21 protein-coding genes are annotated in these 20,410 nt (G+C 60.6%); 4 read left to right on the forward strand and 17 right to left on the reverse strand.

Annotated features, from left to right (window positions below):
* Window positions 1–83 precede the first annotated feature (83 nt).
* From FMN63_RS19385 to FMN63_RS19415, 7 genes are all read right to left on the reverse strand, one after another.
* Window positions 84–545, reverse strand: coding sequence for a molybdenum cofactor biosynthesis protein MoaE (locus FMN63_RS19385; protein WP_148585826.1), 462 nt, complete (start codon window positions 543–545; stop codon window positions 84–86).
* A gap of 3 nt (window positions 546–548) precedes the next feature.
* Complete coding sequence (gene moaD, locus FMN63_RS19390; RefSeq protein ID WP_148585827.1) at window positions 549–800, reverse strand: molybdopterin converting factor subunit 1; 252 nt, start codon at window positions 798–800, stop codon at window positions 549–551.
* A 42-nt stretch (window positions 801–842) separates the two neighbouring features.
* Window positions 843–1,415, reverse strand: a complete 573-nt coding sequence (pgsA, locus tag FMN63_RS19395) for a CDP-diacylglycerol--glycerol-3-phosphate 3-phosphatidyltransferase (protein ID WP_022998065.1) — start codon at window positions 1,413–1,415, stop codon at window positions 843–845.
* Window positions 1,416–1,517: 102 nt separating this feature from the next.
* Window positions 1,518–1,808: an HlyU family transcriptional regulator gene (locus FMN63_RS19400; RefSeq protein ID WP_148585828.1), complete on the reverse strand. Its 291-nt coding sequence runs from the start codon at window positions 1,806–1,808 to the stop codon at window positions 1,518–1,520.
* A gap of 196 nt (window positions 1,809–2,004) precedes the next feature.
* Window positions 2,005–2,796 carry a molybdate ABC transporter substrate-binding protein gene (gene modA, locus FMN63_RS19405; protein ID WP_148585829.1) on the reverse strand — a complete coding sequence of 264 codons (792 nt, stop codon included), beginning with the start codon at window positions 2,794–2,796 and terminating at the stop codon, window positions 2,005–2,007.
* A 71-nt stretch (window positions 2,797–2,867) separates the two neighbouring features.
* Window positions 2,868–3,239, reverse strand: coding sequence for a winged helix-turn-helix domain-containing protein (locus FMN63_RS19410; RefSeq protein WP_148585830.1), 372 nt, complete (start codon window positions 3,237–3,239; stop codon window positions 2,868–2,870).
* Between the two features lie 153 nt (window positions 3,240–3,392).
* The gene (locus FMN63_RS19415; RefSeq protein WP_148585831.1) at window positions 3,393–4,418 is read right to left on the reverse strand and encodes a carbon-nitrogen hydrolase family protein; all 1,026 of its coding nucleotides are present in this window, start codon (window positions 4,416–4,418) and stop codon (window positions 3,393–3,395) included.
* Window positions 4,419–4,542: 124 nt separating this feature from the next.
* Here FMN63_RS19415 and FMN63_RS19420 point away from each other — a divergent pair, with 124 nt between their 5' ends.
* The gene (locus FMN63_RS19420; RefSeq protein ID WP_148585832.1) at window positions 4,543–5,496 is read left to right on the forward strand and encodes an AraC-like ligand-binding domain-containing protein; all 954 of its coding nucleotides are present in this window, start codon (window positions 4,543–4,545) and stop codon (window positions 5,494–5,496) included.
* A gap of 30 nt (window positions 5,497–5,526) precedes the next feature.
* Here the strand turns inward: FMN63_RS19420 and mscL are convergent, their stop codons facing one another.
* From mscL to FMN63_RS19445, 5 genes are all read right to left on the reverse strand, one after another.
* On the reverse strand, window positions 5,527–5,970 hold the full coding sequence (mscL, locus tag FMN63_RS19425) for a large conductance mechanosensitive channel protein MscL (RefSeq protein ID WP_148585833.1): 444 nt from the start codon (window positions 5,968–5,970) through the stop codon (window positions 5,527–5,529).
* Window positions 5,971–6,124: 154 nt separating this feature from the next.
* Entirely contained in the window at window positions 6,125–6,697 is a 573-nt protein-coding gene (locus FMN63_RS19430) for a phosphatase domain-containing putative toxin (protein ID WP_148585834.1), read from the reverse strand.
* An 87-nt stretch (window positions 6,698–6,784) separates the two neighbouring features.
* Window positions 6,785–7,822 carry a type 2 periplasmic-binding domain-containing protein gene (locus tag FMN63_RS19435; protein WP_162530077.1) on the reverse strand — a complete coding sequence of 346 codons (1,038 nt, stop codon included), beginning with the start codon at window positions 7,820–7,822 and terminating at the stop codon, window positions 6,785–6,787.
* 150 nt (window positions 7,823–7,972) lie between these two features.
* A complete protein-coding gene (locus tag FMN63_RS19440) occupies window positions 7,973–9,043 on the reverse strand; it encodes an amino acid ABC transporter permease (RefSeq protein WP_148585836.1) in 1,071 nt (356 codons plus the stop codon).
* A gap of 4 nt (window positions 9,044–9,047) precedes the next feature.
* Window positions 9,048–10,199 (reverse strand): ABC transporter permease subunit, encoded by a 1,152-nt coding sequence (locus FMN63_RS19445; protein ID WP_148585837.1) that lies wholly within the window; start codon window positions 10,197–10,199, stop codon window positions 9,048–9,050.
* A gap of 96 nt (window positions 10,200–10,295) precedes the next feature.
* Here FMN63_RS19445 and FMN63_RS19450 point away from each other — a divergent pair, with 96 nt between their 5' ends.
* Window positions 10,296–10,922, forward strand: a complete 627-nt coding sequence (locus FMN63_RS19450; RefSeq protein ID WP_209001244.1) for a GntR family transcriptional regulator — start codon at window positions 10,296–10,298, stop codon at window positions 10,920–10,922.
* Between the two features lie 25 nt (window positions 10,923–10,947).
* On the opposite strand, the gene FMN63_RS19455 is transcribed toward FMN63_RS19450, so the two are convergent.
* From FMN63_RS19455 to FMN63_RS19475, 5 genes are all read right to left on the reverse strand, one after another.
* Window positions 10,948–11,532 (reverse strand): thymidine kinase, encoded by a 585-nt coding sequence (locus FMN63_RS19455; protein WP_148585838.1) that lies wholly within the window; start codon window positions 11,530–11,532, stop codon window positions 10,948–10,950.
* 114 nt (window positions 11,533–11,646) lie between these two features.
* On the reverse strand, window positions 11,647–12,750 hold the full coding sequence (locus FMN63_RS19460) for an endonuclease/exonuclease/phosphatase family protein (protein ID WP_209001245.1): 1,104 nt from the start codon (window positions 12,748–12,750) through the stop codon (window positions 11,647–11,649).
* A 141-nt stretch (window positions 12,751–12,891) separates the two neighbouring features.
* On the reverse strand, window positions 12,892–14,448 hold the full coding sequence (locus FMN63_RS19465) for a tetratricopeptide repeat-containing sulfotransferase family protein (protein ID WP_148585839.1): 1,557 nt from the start codon (window positions 14,446–14,448) through the stop codon (window positions 12,892–12,894).
* A 60-nt stretch (window positions 14,449–14,508) separates the two neighbouring features.
* Entirely contained in the window at window positions 14,509–16,488 is a 1,980-nt protein-coding gene (uvrC, locus tag FMN63_RS19470; RefSeq protein WP_148585840.1) for an excinuclease ABC subunit UvrC, read from the reverse strand.
* A gap of 90 nt (window positions 16,489–16,578) precedes the next feature.
* Window positions 16,579–17,592 carry a calcium/sodium antiporter gene (locus FMN63_RS19475; RefSeq protein WP_148585841.1) on the reverse strand — a complete coding sequence of 338 codons (1,014 nt, stop codon included), beginning with the start codon at window positions 17,590–17,592 and terminating at the stop codon, window positions 16,579–16,581.
* A gap of 372 nt (window positions 17,593–17,964) precedes the next feature.
* Here FMN63_RS19475 and FMN63_RS19480 point away from each other — a divergent pair, with 372 nt between their 5' ends.
* On the forward strand, window positions 17,965–18,636 hold the full coding sequence (locus FMN63_RS19480; RefSeq protein WP_148585842.1) for an outer membrane protein: 672 nt from the start codon (window positions 17,965–17,967) through the stop codon (window positions 18,634–18,636).
* Between the two features lie 216 nt (window positions 18,637–18,852).
* Window positions 18,853–20,364, forward strand: coding sequence for an efflux RND transporter periplasmic adaptor subunit (locus tag FMN63_RS19485; RefSeq protein WP_148585843.1), 1,512 nt, complete (start codon window positions 18,853–18,855; stop codon window positions 20,362–20,364).
* Window positions 20,365–20,410: the final 46 nt, after the last annotated feature.

Here is a 20,410-nt window from a genome sequence, read left to right on the forward strand (position 1 = left end):
TGCCGGGGCAGCCGCTAAGCTTGGAAAGGGAAAGGGGCGGCGGAGCGGCCTTGAATCAAACGCAGACTATTCGCTCGGACGGCTCAGGTCCAGCGCGCGGCGTCCTTGTCGTCTGCGGTTTTCGCTTCGACCCAGGCTCCGGAACCACCTTCCGCAGGGTGTTCCTTCTTCCAGAAGGGGGCGCGGGTCTTCAGGTAATCCATCAGAAAATCTGCTGCCTCGAACGCGGCCCTGCGGTGGGATGAGGCTGCTATCACCAGCACGATGTTGTGACCCGGCACGATCTTGCCGAAACGATGGATCACGGTCAGGCCTGTCAGCGGCCAGCGGGCTACTGCTTCTTCGGCAAGCCGGGTCAATTCCGCTTCGGCCATGCCGGGGTAATGTTCCAGTTCCAGCGCTGCCAGGGTGCCGGCTTCGTCCCGGCACAGGCCGGTGAAGGTGACCAATGCACCGACGTCCCTGCGGCCTTGTGTCAGGCGCAGGCTTTCCGCCTGAAGGTCGAAGTCTTCCGACTGGACGCGGACGAGCGGCGTAACAGGCATCGCTCAGCCGCCTGTCATGGGCGGAAAGAAAGCAACTTCCCTCGCATCGCCAAGCGCGGCGTCCGTTTCAACGTGCATCTGGTCGAGGGCGACACGAATGGCGTCTTCTTCCTCGAAAGCGGCGGCGTGGTTGTCGTCGAGCGTCTTCAGATGTGTGATCAGATCGGCCACAGTCGCGATAGACGCCGGAAGCTCGATGGTTTCCTCTTCCACGCCAACCCGTTCACGGACCCAGGCGAAATAGCGGATGTTCATGAAACCTCCAGGTGGTATGCGGTCAGCGCCTACGGAAGGCGCCTATTCCGTGATCAGGTGGCCGATGCCGGCGCGGAAATAATCGTACCCTGTATATAGGGTGAGCAGTGCCGCGAGCCAGAGCGCCACCAGGCCGGTTTGCGTCGTGTAGGCAAACACGGTGTCTCCCGCCGGCCCGGCCAGCAGAAAGGCGACGGCGATCAACTGAACGGTCGTCTTCCATTTGGCAAGCTTTGTCACCGGAACGCTGACCTGCAGTTCGGCCAGAAACTCGCGCAGGCCCGATACCAGAATTTCCCGGCACAGGATGATGATTGCGGCGATCATGGTCCAGCCGTAGATGGTTCCGTCGCCGGCCAGCATCAGCAGGCTGACGGACACCAGCAGTTTGTCGGCAATCGGATCGAGCATGCGCCCGAGCGCGGATTGCTGTTGCCAGGCCCGCGCCAGATAGCCATCGAAGAAATCGGTGATTGCTGCCAGTACGAACAGTGCAAGGGCAACCCAGCGGGCCGTGTTGCCTTCGAAATAGAAACAGACCGCAACCGCAGGAACCGCCAATATGCGCCCATAGGTCAGGAGATTTGGCAGGCTCAGGACAATATTTCGTTTCATGTCGGCTTTCAGATTGCGGGGTGATCCCGGCGATAAGGTTTCGCACCACACCGCGCGGTAGCACCTGGAACGTCTGTCCCCAAAGATGGTCCGGTTGTCAGGTCAATCGAATATGCTATCGCCCACCTGGTCAATCATCATTTTGGCTTTGCGGATCATCTCGGCCTTCGCGGCTTCTTCATCTGGCAGCGTATCGGCACGGATGAAGGTGTGGACCTTGGTTGTGTCCCCGACCTGTTTCTCGATGCGCCCGCTGACCTGCCACTGGCCATTTGTCTGCTGAGGTTCTGCGACGATCATATAGCCGTCGTAGTCCACCGCCGTAGCCTTCGACGCGCCTTTGTTACCGTCTTCGGAAGAGCCGAAAAGGGATTTGAACATCTTGCCGAGCATCTGAGGCCTCAATCCGTTTCATTTGCCCTCTTTTACGAGGGGCGGAGAACCGCTTCAAGGGGAGAGGCGGTTGAAGCTTGCGGGAAATTGAATTTTCCGGGCGAGGTGAGGGAGCCGGAACATCCGGCAAGCCATTCATATGGGGACGGCGGCTGTAATTTCCAGCGGCAGCTGTCTTCATTGAGCGGGCTGCATCCTAGCGATCGAGAACGACGAACCCCTGCCGTTCGAAGGCTTCGCGCGCGTCTGGTCCCCTGAGATAGGCGAGAAACTCCGCTTCGGCAGGAAAGTCGCGGTTGGCGAGATCTGCCACGGGATAGACGATGGGCGGGTGGCTGTCTGCCGGAAAGGTTCCGGCGACAGTGACATTGTCCTCTGCAACGGCATCCGTTGCATAGACAATGCCGTAGGGGGCTTCACCGGTGGCGACCAGCGCGAGTGCGGCGCGGACATTGTTCGATTGAGCGATCCGGGGTTCCGCATCGTCCCAGAGCCCGAGGCTTTGCAAGGCCGCCTTGCCGTAGATGCCCGCGGGAACAGCATCGACCAGCGCCATGGCAAGGCGGTTGTCGCCAAGAAGGTTTGCAAGGTCCAGGTCAGACGTAATCTCGAGTGGGTGAGCTTCCTGGCCGTGCGCGATCAGGACGAGCGAATTGTTCAGAAGGTCGAACCGGCTGCCGGGCTCAAGAAGGCCGTCCTTCTCCAGAACGTCCATCCAGTCCGGATTGGCCGAAATGAAGACATCCGCAGGTGCGCCTTGCTGGATCTGCCGGGCGAGCGCCGAGGAACCCGCCAGTGAAACCACCAGATCGTGTCCCGTGGCGGCTTCAAATCGCTGTTCGATTTCATTGAGGGCGTCAGCCAGACTTGCTGCTGCGAATACCGTGATCTGGTCTGCTGCGGCCGCTGTCGGCAAGACCGCAAGGCCTGCAAGAACGGTCGCACCGGCCAGCGAGCGCAGGCGGGTTTTGAGACTGGACTTGAACATGCGGGGAGGTCCTTGGAGTTTCGATATGTTTCTTCGGAAATATCGCGGGTAAATAGCCTGAAAGGCAAGCGTTATTTTCCGCTGGATATATCGCTCAGCATGGTCTTCAGTTTTTCGATATGCGGTTCTCCCGCAGCACGTGCCTTCAGTTCTATGGCACGATACTCCTCAAGAACCGCCAGTCCTGTCTCGGTAATTTGTGCCCCTCCACCCTTCGCGCCGCCGCGGCTGCGTTCCACCAGAGGGGAGCGAAACATGACGTTCAGGGTTTCCACAAGCAGCCAGGCCCGCTTGTAGCTCATCCCCATTTCGCGGCCCGCGGCCGCAATCGATCCGGTGCGCTGGATGCGTTCCAGCAACTCGGCCTTGCCGGGCCCGATCATTTCATCCGGGCCGAACACGAGCCGGATGCGGAAGCGGGGGCTGCTGTCTTCGTCTGTCATGAACTGATATTGACCGTGCCCGCGACGTCTGGACAAGGCGCAATTTGCGGTTCAGCGGGTTTGTCCCAATGTGTAGGCGGTGCAGGGGCAGGGAATTTGGACCCGTGCAAGAAGGAGCCGGTGCGGAGATAGCACGCACCGGCCCGTTTGTGGTTATTCGGCTGCCTCTTCCGTCTGGCTCTGCCGTGCCGTTGCAAGCTCGCTTGCATCTTCCCAGCCGGGCGCATCGTCGAATGCCACGACGGGGCGCTGTTTCTTCCGGTTGAGCAGCAGTCTGGTGGAATCCCGCTTTGCGTAATGGCCTGCCGGATCAGCCGCAGCCTTGGCGAAGGCGATCATGCCAAGGTCGATCTCCGCATAGACGAGGCCTTCCTCATCCTGGGCAATCCGTGTGCCGATTTCCTGTCCGTCCGGTGCGTAGATGCGGGTGTAGCCACCGCCGAGCGGACACAAAGCTTCTTTCTCCGCATCGCCCTGGCAGATCTCTTCCTGAATTTCCCTGGTGACCAGCGAACAGGGCGCAAGAACGAAACAACTGCCTTCGACCGCGTAGATCATCGACGCCGCGTTGTTGACCTCGTGGCCAAGGGCATAGGCCATGCCCTTGTAGAGGTGGAGATTGGGCCAGGCGGCGCAGTGGATCTGCTCGTTCTGCGCATACATGGCGTATTTCGACAGCGGCTGCAGGTGTTCCCAGCAGGCCAGTTGCCCGATGCGGCCAAGAGACGTTTCGACCACGCTAAGATCGGAGCCGTCGCCTTCGCCATAGACCGTGCGTTCCACGTGAGTGGGCTTGAGCTTGCGCCGTCGGTTCACGACAGTCCCGGTCTCGTCAAAATGCCACTGGGCGATATAGAGCGAGCCGCCGTCCCGTTCCGAGCAGCCCATGGAGACCTGGACGTTGTGTTTCCGGCAGGCGTCGGCAAGGCGCTTTTCGTGATCCGATCCGGCGACGATGGAGTTTTCGAAATAGCGTCCGGCAAACTGCATCTGCCAGGCGACGGGCCCAAGCCAGATATAGTTGGGATAACCGGGCAGCCAGGTTTCGCTGAAGGCGACCAGTCTGGCTCCTGCGGACGCAGCTTCTTCTATCAGCCGGACGGCTTTGTCGATGCCGGCCTCAAGATCGAGAAAACAGGGGGCAGCCTGGACGGCCGCAACTTTGAATGTCTGGGTCATGTGATGTCCTCCTAGGCCATTCAGCCTGCCGGAGCGGCGGCGCGTTTGCTTTTGCGCATGAGCCAAAAAACTTGCGTTTTTGGGCAGACTGCCGAAAATCGATCCGTCGAACACGGAAACGGATATGAGCAGCCAGGCCTCATACAGCACAGCGGAGATCGCACCGCGCGACCGCTTCGCCTATTGGCGAGAAGCGGTCTGCGACTCTTACGTTCAACTGGGCTGTGAAGCTGGCGAGGGCCCCGGCTTTAAAGGCCGTCTGGAAATCGAGCGTCATTCGGCCCTGTCGGTCTCCAGAGTATCGGGAACAGCGCACAGGGTCGTGCGGCGTCCAAGCGATATCCGGGCTGCGTCCGAGGCCGATTTCCTTGTCAGTCTGCAGACGGCAAACTCCTCGCGTGTGACCCAATTCGGAAAGACATCGGTTCTGCGTCCCGGTGACATGGTGGTCTACGACAGCACCCAGCCTTACTGTCTGGATCTGACGGAACCCTTTTCACAAACGGTCCTGCAGTTTTCGAAGGCAAGCCTGCTGAGCCGCCTGCCGTTCGCGGAGACGCTCGGCGGGACGTGGATCGATGGGCAAAGTGACATCGGCCGCCTGGTGCGGGAGAGTATCCTGGCATTTTCAGTTCATCTGAAAAGCGGCACACCGGCCTTCACCGCCACGCTTCAGGAAACGCTGCTCGATCTGGTTGCGACCGGCTTGGCAGGCGGCCGCAAGAGCGATCTGGCATTGTCCTCCTTCGACCGGCAGATCCTGCTCAGGGCGCGCAGTTTCATCGCCAGCCATATTCGCGATCCCGAACTCGACCGGAACCGTGTGGCGTCGGCCACCGGCCTTTCGGTGCGGCGTCTCAATGCGATCTTTCAGTGTGAAGGCTCTTCGATCGCTGGAGAAATCCGGCAGAAACGACTGGACGTCGTTGCTGCGGCATTGCGTGACCCGAGATTTGCGGCGCTGTCGATCAGCGAAGTCGCGATGCGCTGCGGATACAGCAATCTTCAGCATTTTTCGACGCTGTTTCGCAAGGTGTTCGGCCGTTCGCCCCGGGGATACCGGGACGAACAGGCGTAGCGGCGACGCAGCGGCGCTGAGACGGCGTGATCAGGCTGGCGATCTGGACGATTTCAGTTCATCGCGGATCTCAATCAGAACGTCGATCTGCGAGGGAGCGGTCTTGACCTCCGGCTCGACGTCGTCCGGCTTTTCTGCCACGGACTTGATCCGATTGACCGTCTTGACCAGCATGAAGACGACGAACGCGATAATCAGAAAGTTGATGCAGGACGTCAGAAAGGCGCCGTAGGCGAAAACGGCGGCGCCGCTTTCACGAGCGGCGGCAAGGCCGGTGCCTGCGGGAACGTCTCCGGACAGAACGACATACATCGACGTGAAATCGATGCCACCGAGGATGAGCCCGATAATCGGGTTGATCAGGTCATTGACCAGGCTGGTGACAATGGCTGTGAAGGCAGCGCCGATGATGATGCCGACGGCCAGGTCAATCACGTTGCCCTTGGCGATAAAGTCCCGAAATTCCTGAATCATATGCTGACCTCAAATTTTCCTGATACCGAACCTGTCGTCCGGGACGGCCCGGCGGATACGCAAACGGCCGGGCTTCCTGACGGGCTTAACGATTTTCCCGGTCAGGTGGCCGTTGTCCATAACAAAGTGAGGGCTGTCTTCTGTGCGCGGCGGGTCAGGCGGCGCGCTCCTTTCCGTGCAGCCACAGGAGCTGCTTTTCGCTTTCGATGGAATCGGCAAATCCGGCACGGACGGTCTTGATGGCCTCTGCCGGGGAAAGGCCCCGTTCGATCAGCATGCTGGCAGCGACCGTTCCGGAGCGGCCAGCGCCATAGTGGCACGACAGGGCCACCGTTCCTCCGGAGGTCAGCAGGGCGCGGATCTCGGGATCGATCTTGGTCCAGTGGTCCATGAAAGCTCCATCGGGTGCTTCGTAGTCCTTGATCGGCAGATGGGCGATCCGGATCGATCTTGCAGCCGCTGTCTGCGTCAGCAGTCCCCAAGCCTCTTCAGGCACTTCCCCGAATTCCACGAGCACGATCAGAAGGCCGCAGGCGGCGAGCGCGGGGGAAGACAGCGTCGCGGCCATGCGTTCGCTGTCAACATAGGCATTGCCCTGAACGTCGAAGGCCAGTCCGGGAAATCCGAGCGTCGCAATATGCCCGCCGCCGGGGCAGGCAATAACGGTTCGAATGCTTGTGTCGTCCTCCATCAGCCGGGCTCGAAGGTCAGGGGGGTATTTTTCCATCAATGTCTTTCCGTGGTTATCCTAGCATTCCTGTCACGCTTGTGACGATTGCCGGCGGATGACAGTGCGCCCCCGCCGGTATTTTGTTTAGCGGATCGGGTAGGCGTACATCTGGCCGCCGTCACCCACCAGGGCATTAGCGGTTTCCGAGAGGTCGATCCCGAACGGGGTTTCCTTGCCCAGGTGACGCTCGAAGACCTCGGAATAGGCACCGACCTGGCTGATGACCTGGAAGGCCCAATCCTTCGGCAAGCCCAGCTTGCCGGCCATTTCTGCCGCTGCGCTGTCTTCGGCAAAAAGGCGCTGAACCGCCTTGGGCTGGCTCTCCAGATCCTCGACGATTGCCGTGACATTTTTCGAGGTGACACCCAGGATATCGGCATTCAGCATGACCTGAAACGCCCAGAAGACGGCTGCCTCGAGAGCCTGATCTGGCTGGGTCACCAGCGTCAGCGGTTCGGCCGAGATCACTTCCGGCAGGATCGTGTAGGTTTCCGGGGTGTCGGACAGCAGGCGGTCGCTGAGGAGCGCGGTCACATCCGAGGCGTAGACATCGCATTTGCCGGAGAAGAAAGCCTCGAGCCGGGCGGTCTTGTCGGCAATGTTCTCGACACGATACTGGATATCGCGGTCGCCGAACCAGTCGGCGATGTTGAGAAGCGTGGTGGAGCCGTCCTCGGCGCAGACCGTCGCACCGTTAAGCTCAGTGGCGCTGGAGACGCCGAGCGTCTTGGGCACCATGAAACCCTGACCGTCAAAAAAGGTCGTTGCGACGAAGGCCAGACCCGGGTCGGCGTCACGCGTGCCGGTGGCGGTGATCGAGCGCGAGGCCATGTGAGCGCCGTCGGCAACAATCGTCTTCATGGAGTCGGAAAAGCCGATCCCACGAATGTCGGCCTTGGTGGCGTCGCCGAGTATCGCGGCGGCGGCCATGCGACAGAAGTCGGTGTTGAATCCCTGGAAGACGCCTTGGCTGTCGGGAACCGAAAAGCCGGGCGAGTTCGGGTTTACAAGGCAGATCAGCTTATCTTTGGCGATGATGTCGTCAAGTACCGGACCGGACAGAGCCGGAGTTGCGAAAAAGGCCGCCGTGAGTGCGGCGACTGAGGACAGGAGATTTTTCATTGCGGTCATCCCTTCACACTGGTCGAGAAATTTCTATACCTCAATACCTGTATACAAGTACATTGTAACAGTTTCTTGACGTCTGTCTACGGGACAGAACAAAGACTTTCTGCTGGCAACCAGGCGGCTATCGCCTTTGCGGATAGATCGTCAGGAAGCGGAATTGCGATGAAGCTGCCGGCCGATGCCGGACAGGTAGGCGCAGGACAGAAAGAACCACAGGCCGACAAGCACATAGGCTTCCAGGGCGTTGTCCCGCCATTCCGGATCGCCGAAGGACATGCGGGCGGTCGCGGTCAGGTCGTGAATGCCGACGACGACAACGAGGGAGGTGTCCTTGTAGGCCCCGATGAGACTGTTCACGAGAGAGGGCAGGCTGCGGCGGATGGCTTGTGGCAGCACGACAAGCCGGGTGGCCTGCCAGTAGGTCATGCCGAGCGAATTGGCCGCTTCGCCCTGTCCAGCAGGCAGGGAGAGAAGACCGCCACGGATATCTTCCGCGAAATAAGACGCATGGAAGAACACCAGTGCCACCAGTGTTGCCATGACCGGAGAAATGCTGACACCTGCCGGCAGCGTCAGAGGCAGCACGAAAATGCCGACGAACAGCACCGTCAGCATCGGGACCCCGCGGGTGATCTCCACATAGGAAGAGGCAAGGAGTGCGAGGATCGGATGGGAGGTCTGCACGCGGGCGAGCGTCAGCAGGACGCCAAGCGGAAAGGCAAGCGCAACGGCGACGATCGACAGGATCAGAAGAATGGGCAAACCGTTCCAGCGCACCGGGTCGACGGCTTGAAGGCCGAAAACACCGCCGCCCATCAGGACGAAGGACAATCCGATGACAAGAACCCAGATCGCGGCCAGTTGCCCGGCATTGAGCCGGGGCGGTTTGCCGACCATCTGGCGGCAGGTCAGAACGGCCAGGAGGCATAACATCACAGAGACGGCTGCGGGGCGTGCCTGCAGGTCGAAGGGGTAGGTGCCGAACAGAATAAGCCGGACCTTTTCCGTCAGGAAGGGCCAGCAGAGACCTGTCGTCTCGCGGCAGGCATCTGCCTCCTGCCAGGGCCAGACGGCCTCCAGCAACAGCCATCGGATCGAGACCCAGGCAATTGCGACGATCAGGCCCCCGGTCAGCAGGGACAGGGCAGCTGCCAGCGGTGACGAAAACCCCTCCCTGAGGCCAGTGCGCAGATGCGCCGCGAAGGTGAAGTTCATTCGGTCACCTTGTCTCGCGCCTGGTCAGGCGACGATGGAAGCGGTTAAAGGTCGTGGTCAGGCCGAGACACAGGGCAAGGTAGAGCCCCATGGTGATCAGCATCATTTCCAGCGGCTTGAAGCTCTGGTTGATGATGGTGCCGGAGACCGACATCAGATCGGAATAACCGACCGCGATGGCAATGGAGGTATTCTTGACCAGATTGACATACTGGTTGTTCATTGGCGGGATGACGATCCGGATCACCTGGGGCAGGACGATCAGGCGGATCGACTGCCAGGGCGTCAGGCCCAGCGCCTTTGCAGCCTCCGTCTGGCCTTTCGGAATCGCCAGAAGGCCGCCGCGGACCACTTCCGCGATCTGGGCGCCGTGGTAGATGCCGAGCGTTGCGGCGATGACCACGAATTGCAACGATAGCCGTCCGCCGCCCTGAAAATCAAATCCCTTCAATTCGGGAACGGACACCGTTACCGGGACCTGGAAGACAAGGATCGCCAGCAGTGGCAGGGCGATTGGCAAGAGGTTGATCGCGGCGGTTTCCGCCGCTCCGCTCCGGCGGTCCGCAAGTTTATGACGCGCGCGCCACAAAAAGCCGATGCCTAGTCCAACAACAGCCGCCGCGACGGCAAACCACATTCTCTGGTTCGAGACCACAACCGGAAAATTGACGGAACGGTTGGAGAGATGGAACGGTCCCACCGAGATCGCCTCGCGAACATGCGGCAGGCCGTTGACGGCCAGGACGAACAGGATCAGCAGTACAAGCAGCTTGGGCAGGTTGCGGAAGACTTCGACATAGGCCAGTGCCAGGGCACGTCCGATCGGGCTGGGGCCGACGCTGACAAGCCCGAAGACAACGCCGATCACGGTCGCAAGAACCAGACAGACAGCGGCCAGGAAAACAGTGTTTGCCAATCCGACCAGGATGACGCGGGCATAGCTGTCGCTGGGGGCGTAAGGGATCAGCGAGCTGCTGACGTCGAACCCGGCCTCCCGGACCAGAAATCCGAAGCCGGGGCTGACCCCGGCGGCTTCCATATTGGCCAGAACGTTGAAGACCGCCAGTGCCAGAACGAGCGCAAGCCCTCCGACCGCGGCGATGTCCGAGAGGTGCAGGCGCTTCTCTGCCGGAGGGGGTGGGCTTGGTGGAATCATGATCCTGTATGTATACTGGTGAGATTACCAAACTTGTATACAGGTATATCGATGCGACGTAAACCGTGCTTTATACCAATTGGACATGATGACCTGATGAACCAGTCTTCCCATTTCGATACGAAACACACCCGGACACTCGACGACCTGCGGCGGAACATCTGCATGGCGCAGCCCGGCGAAGACCTGGTGCTCCACGAGACGGCCCTGACGGCGCAATACGGCATGTCCAGAACGCCGATCCGGCAGATCCTGCAAAGACTGGCCTATGAGAGGCTGGTGGAAACGAGAAGCGGTGTGGGAACGGTCGTCGTCGCCCTGCAGGAAGCACAGCGCAAGCGCGATACCCTGACACACAAGGGCATCCTGCAGGCAGCGCTGTTGCAGGACCTGCCAGACCTGTCGATTGCGCAGCATTCCGACATTCTGGCGCTGAGCGGCATCGCCTCGATGGTCGGCGAGGACGACCGGGACCTTCAATACGATGTCAAAAGCCGGCTGCACGGCCTGCTGTCCGGCCTGATCCCGGATCCCATTCTCCAGGATGCCTTTTCGGCCAGCTACTGGCGGATGGTGCGCTGGCACATGCGCGATCTTGCCGTCGATGCAACTGCGGCGACTGGTCGGCTGCAGGCTTTCATCGAGCGGATTGCAGCCTACGAGGCTCGCAACAGCCGGGATCTAGTGAGCCGTATTGTCGAAGAGGAAAGCGCCGGCCTTTAGATTTGAGTTAAACGGGCGCGGAGGGTCAGGCCGGACCTAGGTCCCGCTCGGACCAGTGACGGCGGCACAGCGAGACGTATTTGTCATTGCCGCCGATGACGACCTGGTCGCCTTCTTCAACGATCTTGCCCTGTGCATCCATCCGGGCAACCATCGTTGCCTTGCGCCCGCACCAGCAGATGGTTTTGATTTCCTTCAGGTTGTCGGCAAGCGCCAGCAAGGCGGCGCTGCCAGGGAAAAGCTTTCCCTGGAAATCCGTTCTGAGACCGAAGCACATCACCGGAATACGCAGCATGTCGGCCACCCGGGCGAGCTGCCAGACCTGATCTTCCGTCAGAAACTGGGCTTCGTCGACAAGGACCGCATCGACTTTCTGCGCTTCGTTGGCGCGCAGGATGTGTTCGAAGACATTGTCGGACGCGTTGAAGACATCGGCATCCGCTCCCAGCCCGATGCGCGAGGCGATCCGGCCCTTGCCGGCCCGGTTGTCGAAGGCGGCGATCAGGAGCAGCGTGTTCATTCCGCGCTCCTCGTAGTTATAGGCGGCCTGCAGAAGCACGGTCGACTTGCCGGCGTTCATCGAGGAGTAGTTGAAATAGAGTTTGGCCATGCGGAACTTTTGGAATCGATCTTGAAGTTTCGGGCAGTTTTCAGGAAACCACCCGAAGCCTCAAACACTTTCCGGTTGAAGTCACAGCCAATGATTCAATTTCTGGTGCAGAGATCAGTTTGCCGGGGTTTGGGCGATCTCCACAATCAGCGGCAGATGGTCGGAGCCGATATCGGGCCCAAGAGAGACATTGATGACCTGAATGTCCTTGGAGACGGCAAACTGGTCGACGGGAGCGCCGAGGATCCAGTGCAGGCTGTAGTCGAAGAAAAAGCGCGTTGTCTGGGGCCAGCCATCCGGATAGGCGGTCTTCAGACCGTTGCGCGAAAGGGTTTGCTGGAACCTTGCGGACCACGGTGAGCTGTTCCAGTCGCCAATCGCCAGAATGTTGGTGCCGTTGGTGGCTTTCAGGGTGTCGATGACGCTGTCTGCTTCATCGAAATAGCGGCGCTTGTTCTCCCAACGGGCCTTCGAGCGCGGGCTGTCGGGATGAATGACCAGCAGATGCAAGGGCGCGGCTCCGGTGTCGAGGGAGAGAGACAGAAGCTCCCTGTCACCGTCGTAATAGACGTTGGCCCCGGGAGGCACTTCGCCGGAAATGACGCGGGTTTCTTCCGATGACAGCGGAAAGCGGGAATAGACCGCAAGGCCTCCCAGCTCACCGACTTTCATGTATTGGGGAAAGCCGTTCTGGCCCGCGCCGCCAACCGGTAGGCCGAGGTGCTGCCAGCGGCGTTCCTGCAGCCACCAAAGCACTTCCTGGAAGACGACAACGTCCGGCTGCTCCTTTTCCAGAAAGGCCTGCAAGACCTTGTCTCCGAGGAACAGGTGTTCAAGGTTGATGGAGACGATCTTGAGCGGGCGGTCCCCCGGAGCGGCCGGGCCAAGGGGCTTGGTGTTGGCAAGCGTGCGCGCGCCGGTCAGTCCGGCGAGGCTGAGAAACGTCGCCAGCGCCAGGAGCCAGATTACACGGTAGACCAAACGAAAGCGGTGCCGGACCAGAAAACCGGCTGCACCAGCGACACAGCCTGCGAGGCCGGCAGCCAGAAACTGCCGCAGGAAGAAGCTCATGTTGTCCGCAATCCAGACGTCCGGCGCCAGAAACGCCAACAGACCCAGCACGCTGACGGCAATGGCGCCAAGGCTGCCGCACCAACCGATCAGGGACAATGCGCTGTGGAGCAGGGAACGCGGTTTAGCCTGGGGCTTTCGAAACATGGCAGCCTGGGTCCGATTTCATGAGAAGGCGGATGTGCTTAACACGGACTGTGCGGAAGGTGCGACTTGTTTTGCTCCCAGGTCAGGTCCGTTTGCTCCCGAGCACTGCAGGAAGCGCCTTAGAGGTGCAGTCTCGCGGTGTCAGGCGTCCAGCCCGGACAAGCCTTCCAGCAGCGGACCGATGTGGTCCCGGTATTTTTCGAAGCGGTTCACGGCCCCGGTATGAATGGGTTGTCTGACCTGGGTCATGGAGAAGGTGAAGACCTGCGCCTCGTTAGCTTCGTGATGGAGGCAGGCATCGTCCCAGGCCAACCCGGTGTCGGCAATCAGGGCCGGGCGTTCGTGTTCAGGATCGCTCACCAGGGCCTCATAGGACTGGTCGCGTATTGCAACTGGCAGCACATCGCGCCAATGCGTCATCAGTCTTCTGTACTGCCCGTAATAGTGGGCGAGCGATTGCTGGCTTTCACAGTAACCGTGCTTGCCGGGCAGGGGCGTCATGTAGATCGAGACGCAGGTGTCGGCCGGGTTGCGGCTGACGTGGCAGAAATGCGCGTTCGGAAACAGCAGGGCGATCAACCACAGATGCTCGAAATTCTGCGGCATCTTGTCGATCACGCGGGCGCTTTTCCTGCTGAATCCGTCGAGCATCGTCAGGTACTTGCGGCCAATGCGCTGGGCAGTCTTGCGGTCGAGCGCCCTGGCGGCGTCGAAGAAGGCAGTCTCACCTGTTTGGCCCGATGTCAGGCCGTTGATCTGCTCGTCAAAGAAGCTGAGTTCGCCTGCAGCCGTTGCCTTTGGGTGGGCAGAGAGGATGGCCTCCACCAGCGAGGTGCCCGAGCGTGGCATGCCGAAGACAAAGACGGGCCTATCGCTGGTAAGGGCGAAGTCCTTGCGGTCCTCGAAGAACTGTTTTGAAAAGACCTCCCGGCAATTGTCGATATGGCGTTCCTGCCAGGCAGCATCATAGTGGCCATAAAGGTCGCTGCGATGCAGGCCGAGATAGTGAAAGGCCTTCGGAAGGTCGCCAGTGTCGTCGCAGATCTTGCCGGCAGTGAAGGCAAGCCTTGCGCGTTCGACCTTCGACAGCGGCCGGTCCGCATCGTTCAGCAGGGCCTCGATCTTTTCCAGCGCTTCCCGTTTCAGGCCAATGTCGGAGAGGTCCCTTGCGCTGATCAGAACGGAAGGTTCTTCCGGGGCGAGCTCCAGCGCGCGGCGAAAGTGGGTTTCCGCCTCGTCCATCTTGCCGAGCGAGACTTTCAGTCGCGAGAGCGCCAGATGCGCGATGGCCGATGCTTCGTTGATGGCGAGCGCGTTCTGGAAGGCATGTTCGGCCATGACGGGCCGCCGCAGCCTGGCGTAGATCTCCCCCAGGGTGCGCTGGGCGAATTCGGATTTTCCGTCAAGGGCGACGGCCTTGCGCGCATGGGGCAGGGCTTCCTCGAAGCGGTTGTCGAGCGTGAGGGCGTCCGCCAGCGTCGCAAAGATAACCGCCTCCTTCTTGGCAACCTTTGCTGCAGCCTGAAGATGGTCGATTGCCCGGTCCGCGTGTCCGTGGGTCAGGTAGATGACGCCGAGCCAGTGGTTGACCTGCGGGTCGCGCGGATTGGCTTGGTTGAGATCGGTCAGGATCTCCAGTGCCATGCCGTAGTCCTTGGCGTCGATGCACCGAAGCGCGGCTTCCAGCGGGTTTGACACGTTCAGTCTTCCTTGGCTTTGGCGATATCATCAGCCGGGTGGAAAGGCCGGTGCGACGTCCTATTCATGAAAATGATCGTAGACCAGTTTGGCAATCGCTTCGGAGATACCGGGTACGGCGGCCAGATCGTCGACACCCGCCTTGGAAACGGCCTTGGCTGTGCCGAAGTGGCGCAGCAGCGCCTTTTTGCGCGTTGGACCAACACCGGCGATCTCGTCCAGCGGGTTTTTGGTAATGTCCTTCTTGCGGCGGGCCCTGTGGCTGCCGATGGCAAAGCGGTGGGCTTCGTCGCGCAGACGCTGGACGAAATAAAGCACCGGGTCACGCTCTGGCAGCATGAAGGACTGCCGGCCGGTGATGAAGAATTTCTCCCGTCCGGCGTCCCGGTCCGGCCCCTTGGCGATGCCGACGAGCGGCACATCGGTGATGCCGAGGCTTTCCAGCGTCTCGCGCGCCGCCGTCAACTGCCCCTGGCCACCATCGATGAGCACCAGTTCCGGCCAGGCCGGTACGCCGGTGTCGGCGGGGGCCGTTTCCAGATCGCTGTCTTCGCCGTCTTCGAGGGCAGGCTCATCCGTCTCCGGCTTTTTGTCTTCGCGGGCGTGTTCCTTCAACAACCGGGAGAACCGCCGCGTCAGAACTTCGCGCATCATGCCGTAGTCGTCGCCAGGAACGAGATCTTCCGACTTGATATTGAACTTGCGGTACTGGCCTTTGGCAAAGCCTTCCAGGCCCGCGACGATCATGCCGCCGACAGCATTGGTGCCCATGATGTGCGAGTTATCGTAGACCTCGATCCGCCGTGGAGTTTGGGCCAGGTCGAACGCTTCGGCGACGCCTTTCAGCAAGCGAGCCTGGCTGGAGGTTTCCGCCAGCCTGCGGCCAAGTGCTTCGCGCGCATTGGTGAGCGCGTGGTCGACCAGTTCCTTCTTTTCTCCGCGCTTGGGGTTCGCAACATCGACCTTGCGGCCTGTGCGCTCGCTGAGCGCCTGCGCGAGCAGGTCCTGTTCGCTCAGCTCGTGGGAGAGGAGGATCTGCCGCGGCGCGGGCTTGTCATCGTAGAACTGCGCCAGGAAACTTTCCAGAATATCGGCTTCCTCGAAGGACTTGTCGGCCTTGGGAAAATAGGCCCGGTTGCCCCAGTTCTGGCCGGTGCGGAAGAAGAACACCTGCACGCAGGTCTGGCCGCCTTCCTGGTGAATGGCGAAAACGTCGGCTTCCTCGACCGATTGCGGGTTGATGCCCTGATGCGCCTGAATGTGCGACAGCGCGGACAGGCGGTCGCGGTAGATGGCGGCGCGCTCGAATTCCAGATCGGCGGATGCGGCTTCCATCTGCTGGGCAAGCTGGGTCTTGATCAACTGGCTGCGGCCGGACAGGAACGCCTGCGCCTCCGAAACCAGACCGGCATAATCCGCGGGATCGATTTCACCAGTGCAGGGGCCGGCACAGCGCTTGATCTGATACTGCAGGCAGGGTCTGCTGCGGTTTTCGTAATAGCTGTCAGAGCAGGTCCGGATCAGGAAGGCCTTCTGGAGCGCGTTGATGGTGCGGTCGACCGCACCTGCGGAGGCGAAGGGGCCGAAATAGTCACCCTTGCGCTTGCGCGCGCCGCGATGCTTGACGATGGCGGGCGATTCATGGTCGCCGGTCACCAGAATATAAGGGAAGGACTTGTCGTCGCGCAGCAGCACGTTGAACCGTGGCCGCAGGCGCTTGATCAGATTGGCTTCCAGAAGCAGGGCTTCCGGCTCTGTCTGGGTGACAACGAATTCCATCGCTGCCGTCGCCAGGATCATACGCATGATCCGGTTGGACTGACCCTGCAGGCGCGTGTAGCTGGTGACCCGCTTCTTGAGGCTGCGGGCCTTGCCGACGTAGAGAACCTCGCCGTTTTCGTCCAGCATCCTGTAGACGCCCGGCCCGTTGGGCAGGCGCTTGACCTCGTCGGCAATGACCTCGACGCCCTTGCGTGCGGGGGCCGTGTCGGCCTCCGGCGCGGATACGGCGCTTTTTTCAGAATCAGTATCGTCCTGCATGCCAGACATTTAAGCCGCGCAAGGCAATAGGGAAAGAGGTGGGCGCAGCGAAGCGCGGCTCTGCTGCCAAGCGGACTGCAAAAAGGGCTTTTAGGAGGTGTGCCCCAGCACATAGACGGTGGCGATGTAGGCACAATAGGCTGTGGTCATGACCGCGCCGGACACACGGCCGAGACAGATGCGCATTCCGGCAAGGATTGTCAGCAGGATCGCACAGGCCAGCATGACCCAGATATCCAGTTTCAGCACTTCCTGCGGCACGTCGATGGGCACGACGACGGCGGTGATGCCGATGATGGCAAGCAGATTGAAGACGTTGGAGCCGATGACGTTGCCAATGGCGACGGCGCCATGCTGGCGAATTGCCGCCATGACGGTGGTGGCAAGTTCCGGCAGGGACGTGCCGAGCGCAATGACGGTCAGGCCGATGACCGCTTCGCTGACGCCCCAGGATGTTGCGATAGAGGTGGCCCCTGTGATGGTGAAATGGGCGCCGAGGGGCAGTCCGACCAGGCCGAGCACGATATAGGCCAGCGCGATCCAGACGGAATCGGGAACGTCTTCGACATCGTCCAGGCCGTCGTCTTCTTCAATCTGCATTTCGGCGGCGGCAGCGCCTGCGGAGGCCGCGGCAATCGCCTTCTGCTCTTTTCTGTGCTTCTGCGCCATGATCGTTGAGGCCGCGAGAAAGACACCGAGCAGTGCCAGAAGAATGACCCCTGATGTCAGACCGATGGGGGTGAAGAAACAAAGCGCCATGAACACAATGGTGACGGCGACCATGAACAGCGCGTTGCGCGTCGCGCCGGTTTCACCGCACGGCGTTGCAGCAATCAGCGCGGGCATGCCCAGAACCAGAAGCACGTTGGCGATGTTGGAGCCGACAACGTTGCCGATGGCGATACCGCCGGCGCCGTCCATGGCGGCTTGCAGGGAAATGACGAGTTCCGGGGCCGATGTGCCGAAGGCGACGATGGTCAGGCCGATGACCAGATTGGGAATGCCGAGACGTTGCGCAATGCCAACAGAACCCCTGACCAAGACATCGCCGGCGATAATCAGAACAACAAGTCCGCCTGCGAGGCTGATGTAGTCAAAGAGCATTTACGAAATTCCGGTTCGGGTCGGTTTCAATCGTCGAGAGTGGCTTCAATGTGGCAGCGCCAGAGTTCAACTCGGCGCCTTATACGCAATAGATCGGTGAGGGGAAAGCCGCGGACAAGGATCTTTCTACCGGCCAAATGGGGTTTCTGAATGCAAATTGCAATTGTCTTTACGGGTCTTTCATCCTGTCAGAATGTTGCCGCCATTCGTCACCAAAACTCCCCATTCTCAATCCTGATCCGCCACAAACGCTCTCCATATCTGAGCATTGGGGGAGAGTGAGGACGCGGCTTTTTACCCGTCCAACTCGCAAGATGGTCGGCGGTTATCCGGCCAAAGCACTAATGGATAAAGTGGATCTGGAGTACTCAAATGAAACGTCTTGCACTTGCTGGCATGGCCCTGACAGCCACGGCGGCCGCATCGGCGCCTGTACTGGCTGCGGATCTGCCGCAGTCGCCGGCACCGGCCTATGAGGCGGTTCCGGCTCCGCAGCAGAGCATCGATTGGACCGGCCTTTACGTCGGTGGCAATCTCGGTTGGGCTTTCGGCCAATTCGACAACAAGGCCGGCAACAACACCGGGCTTGGCGTGGATGCCAATGGCATCGCCGGCGGTCTTTACACCGGTTACAATTTCCAGGTGACGCCGAACTTCGTCGTCGGTGCGGAAGCTGACTTCACCCTGACCGATCTGGAAAAATCCAAATCCAACGGCGGTCTGACCCTGCGGTCCAAGTCCGATTGGAACTCCAATTTCCGGGGCCGTGTCGGTTATGCCTTCGACCGTTACCTGGTTTACGGCGCCGGCGGTCTGGCAATTGCCGACCTGGAAGTGTCCGGCAATGGCGACACCGACAGCAAAACGGCCCTGGGCTGGACGCTGGGCGCAGGTGGCGAAGCAGCGCTCACCAACAACATCAGCGCCAAGCTGGAATATGTTTACCAGGACTTCGGCGAACAGGATTTCAACCTGAACGGAACCGGCGTGAGCTCGGATTTCAGCAATTCGCAGGTTCGCATGGGTCTTGGCTACAAGTTCTAAGCCAGCCCTCAACCGATGCGGAAAGACCCGGTACCGAAAGGTGCCGGGTTTTTTCATGCCGGTGTTCTCTCCAAAGTGATGCCGCCGGATACAAGTCGTTACAAGCTTTTCCGAATTTCGCCCCAGTACCGTGCTAGGGATGGCATCTAACGTAAGGTGCCGGTATTGAGGGTGTTCCCTTTCGCCCGCTAGCCCGGCCTTCAGGTGGAGAGACGCATGCGGTTTTTGATGCGCGGACTTGTCGGTCTGGCATTGATGGCGATCATGATTGGTTTTGCCGGATTCGGCGGTTATCGCCTTTACAATGCGATAACGGCGGAAGAGACCGCACATCGTCGGCCGGCCCGTGAGCGCAGTTATTCGGTCAATGTCGCCGAGCTGACACCGCAAACGCTGGTGCCGGTCACGACTGCCTATGGCCAGGTGGAAAGCTGGCGGACGCTGGAACTGAGGGCAAGTTCCGAAGGCCGGCTTGTGGAGGTCGCCTCCAAGTTTCGTGATGGTGCCGCTGTCGCCAAGGGCGAACTGCTGCTCAGGATCGATCCGGCGAACGCGGAATTTCTGGTGCTGGACGCGGAGGCGGCCCTGGCGGATGCGGAGGCCCAGAAAGCGGAGTCCGCGGAGGCCATTGTTGGAGCTGAGCAGGAGCTGGAAGCGGCCCGCCGCCAGCTTGAACTGCGTAAAAAGGCGCTGGAGCGCCAGCAGCAGCTGCAGGACAAGGGGTATTCCACGGCGGTGCAGGTGGAAACCGAAGAACTGGCTGTTGCCTCGCTGGAACAATCACTCAGCAACCGCCTGCAATCTGTCATCACCGCGCGCAAGCGTGTCGAGCGCATGGACCTGACGGTCAAGCGCGCCAGGCTTGCGCTGGACGATGCCAGGCGGACGCTGGACGAAATCACCCTGACAGCGCCATTCAGCGGTTATCTATCGGAGGTCAACGCCACGCTTGGGCGCCGGGTTGGTTCCTCCGAGACCCTTGCCCTTTTGATCGATCCGGCGGCGCTGGAAGTCCGGTTTTCCCTGTCGACCGACGAATTTTCGCGGTTGCTGGATGCCAGCGGCAATCTGGTGAAGGCGCCTGTTACCGCGGTCCTGCAACTGGGCAACCGGTCCATTGAGGTTCCGGGCACCATCGACAGGGCAGCGGCTGTCGTTTCCGAAGGCGAGGCCGGGCGGACCCTGTTTGCGACGCTGGATCTGGAGCCTGGCACGGTTCTGCGTCCGGGTGATTTCGTGAAGGTTGAGGTGCGCGAACCGGAGCTTAGCCGTGTTGCCCTGGTTCCCTCGGCGGCAGTGGCGGAAGATGGCCGCATGCTGATTGTCGGCGAAGGCGAGCGCATCGAGGAAATCAAGGCGACGATCCTTCGCCGGATGGGCGACGACGTGATTGTGGCCAATGTGCCCTTCGGTGCCGATTATGTGCGCGAACGTCTGCCGCAGCTTGGCACCGGGCTCAAGGTTTCGCCAAGGCGGAGCAATGACGGACAAGCTCCCCAACAGGCGGATGGACCGGAGACAGTGCAGGCGCCTGATGGTGACGACACACGCCTTTCCGGAGATCTGGTCGCGCTGGAGCCGGAGCGCCGTGCGGCCCTGATCGACCAGTTGAACAGGTCCGACATGCCGGAAAACCGCAAGGCCAGGCTGCTTGCCCTTCTGAACAAGCCGATGGTGCCGAAAGAGTTGATCGAACGGCTGGAGCATGGCGGCGGGACCAGCGGCTGACAACTGATGTCTGTCGTCTCGTCCTGCCTGATATCCTGATTGGAGT

The sequence above is a fragment of the Stappia sp. BW2 genome (assembly GCF_008107695.1).
GTDB lineage: Bacteria > Pseudomonadota > Alphaproteobacteria > Rhizobiales > Stappiaceae > Roseibium.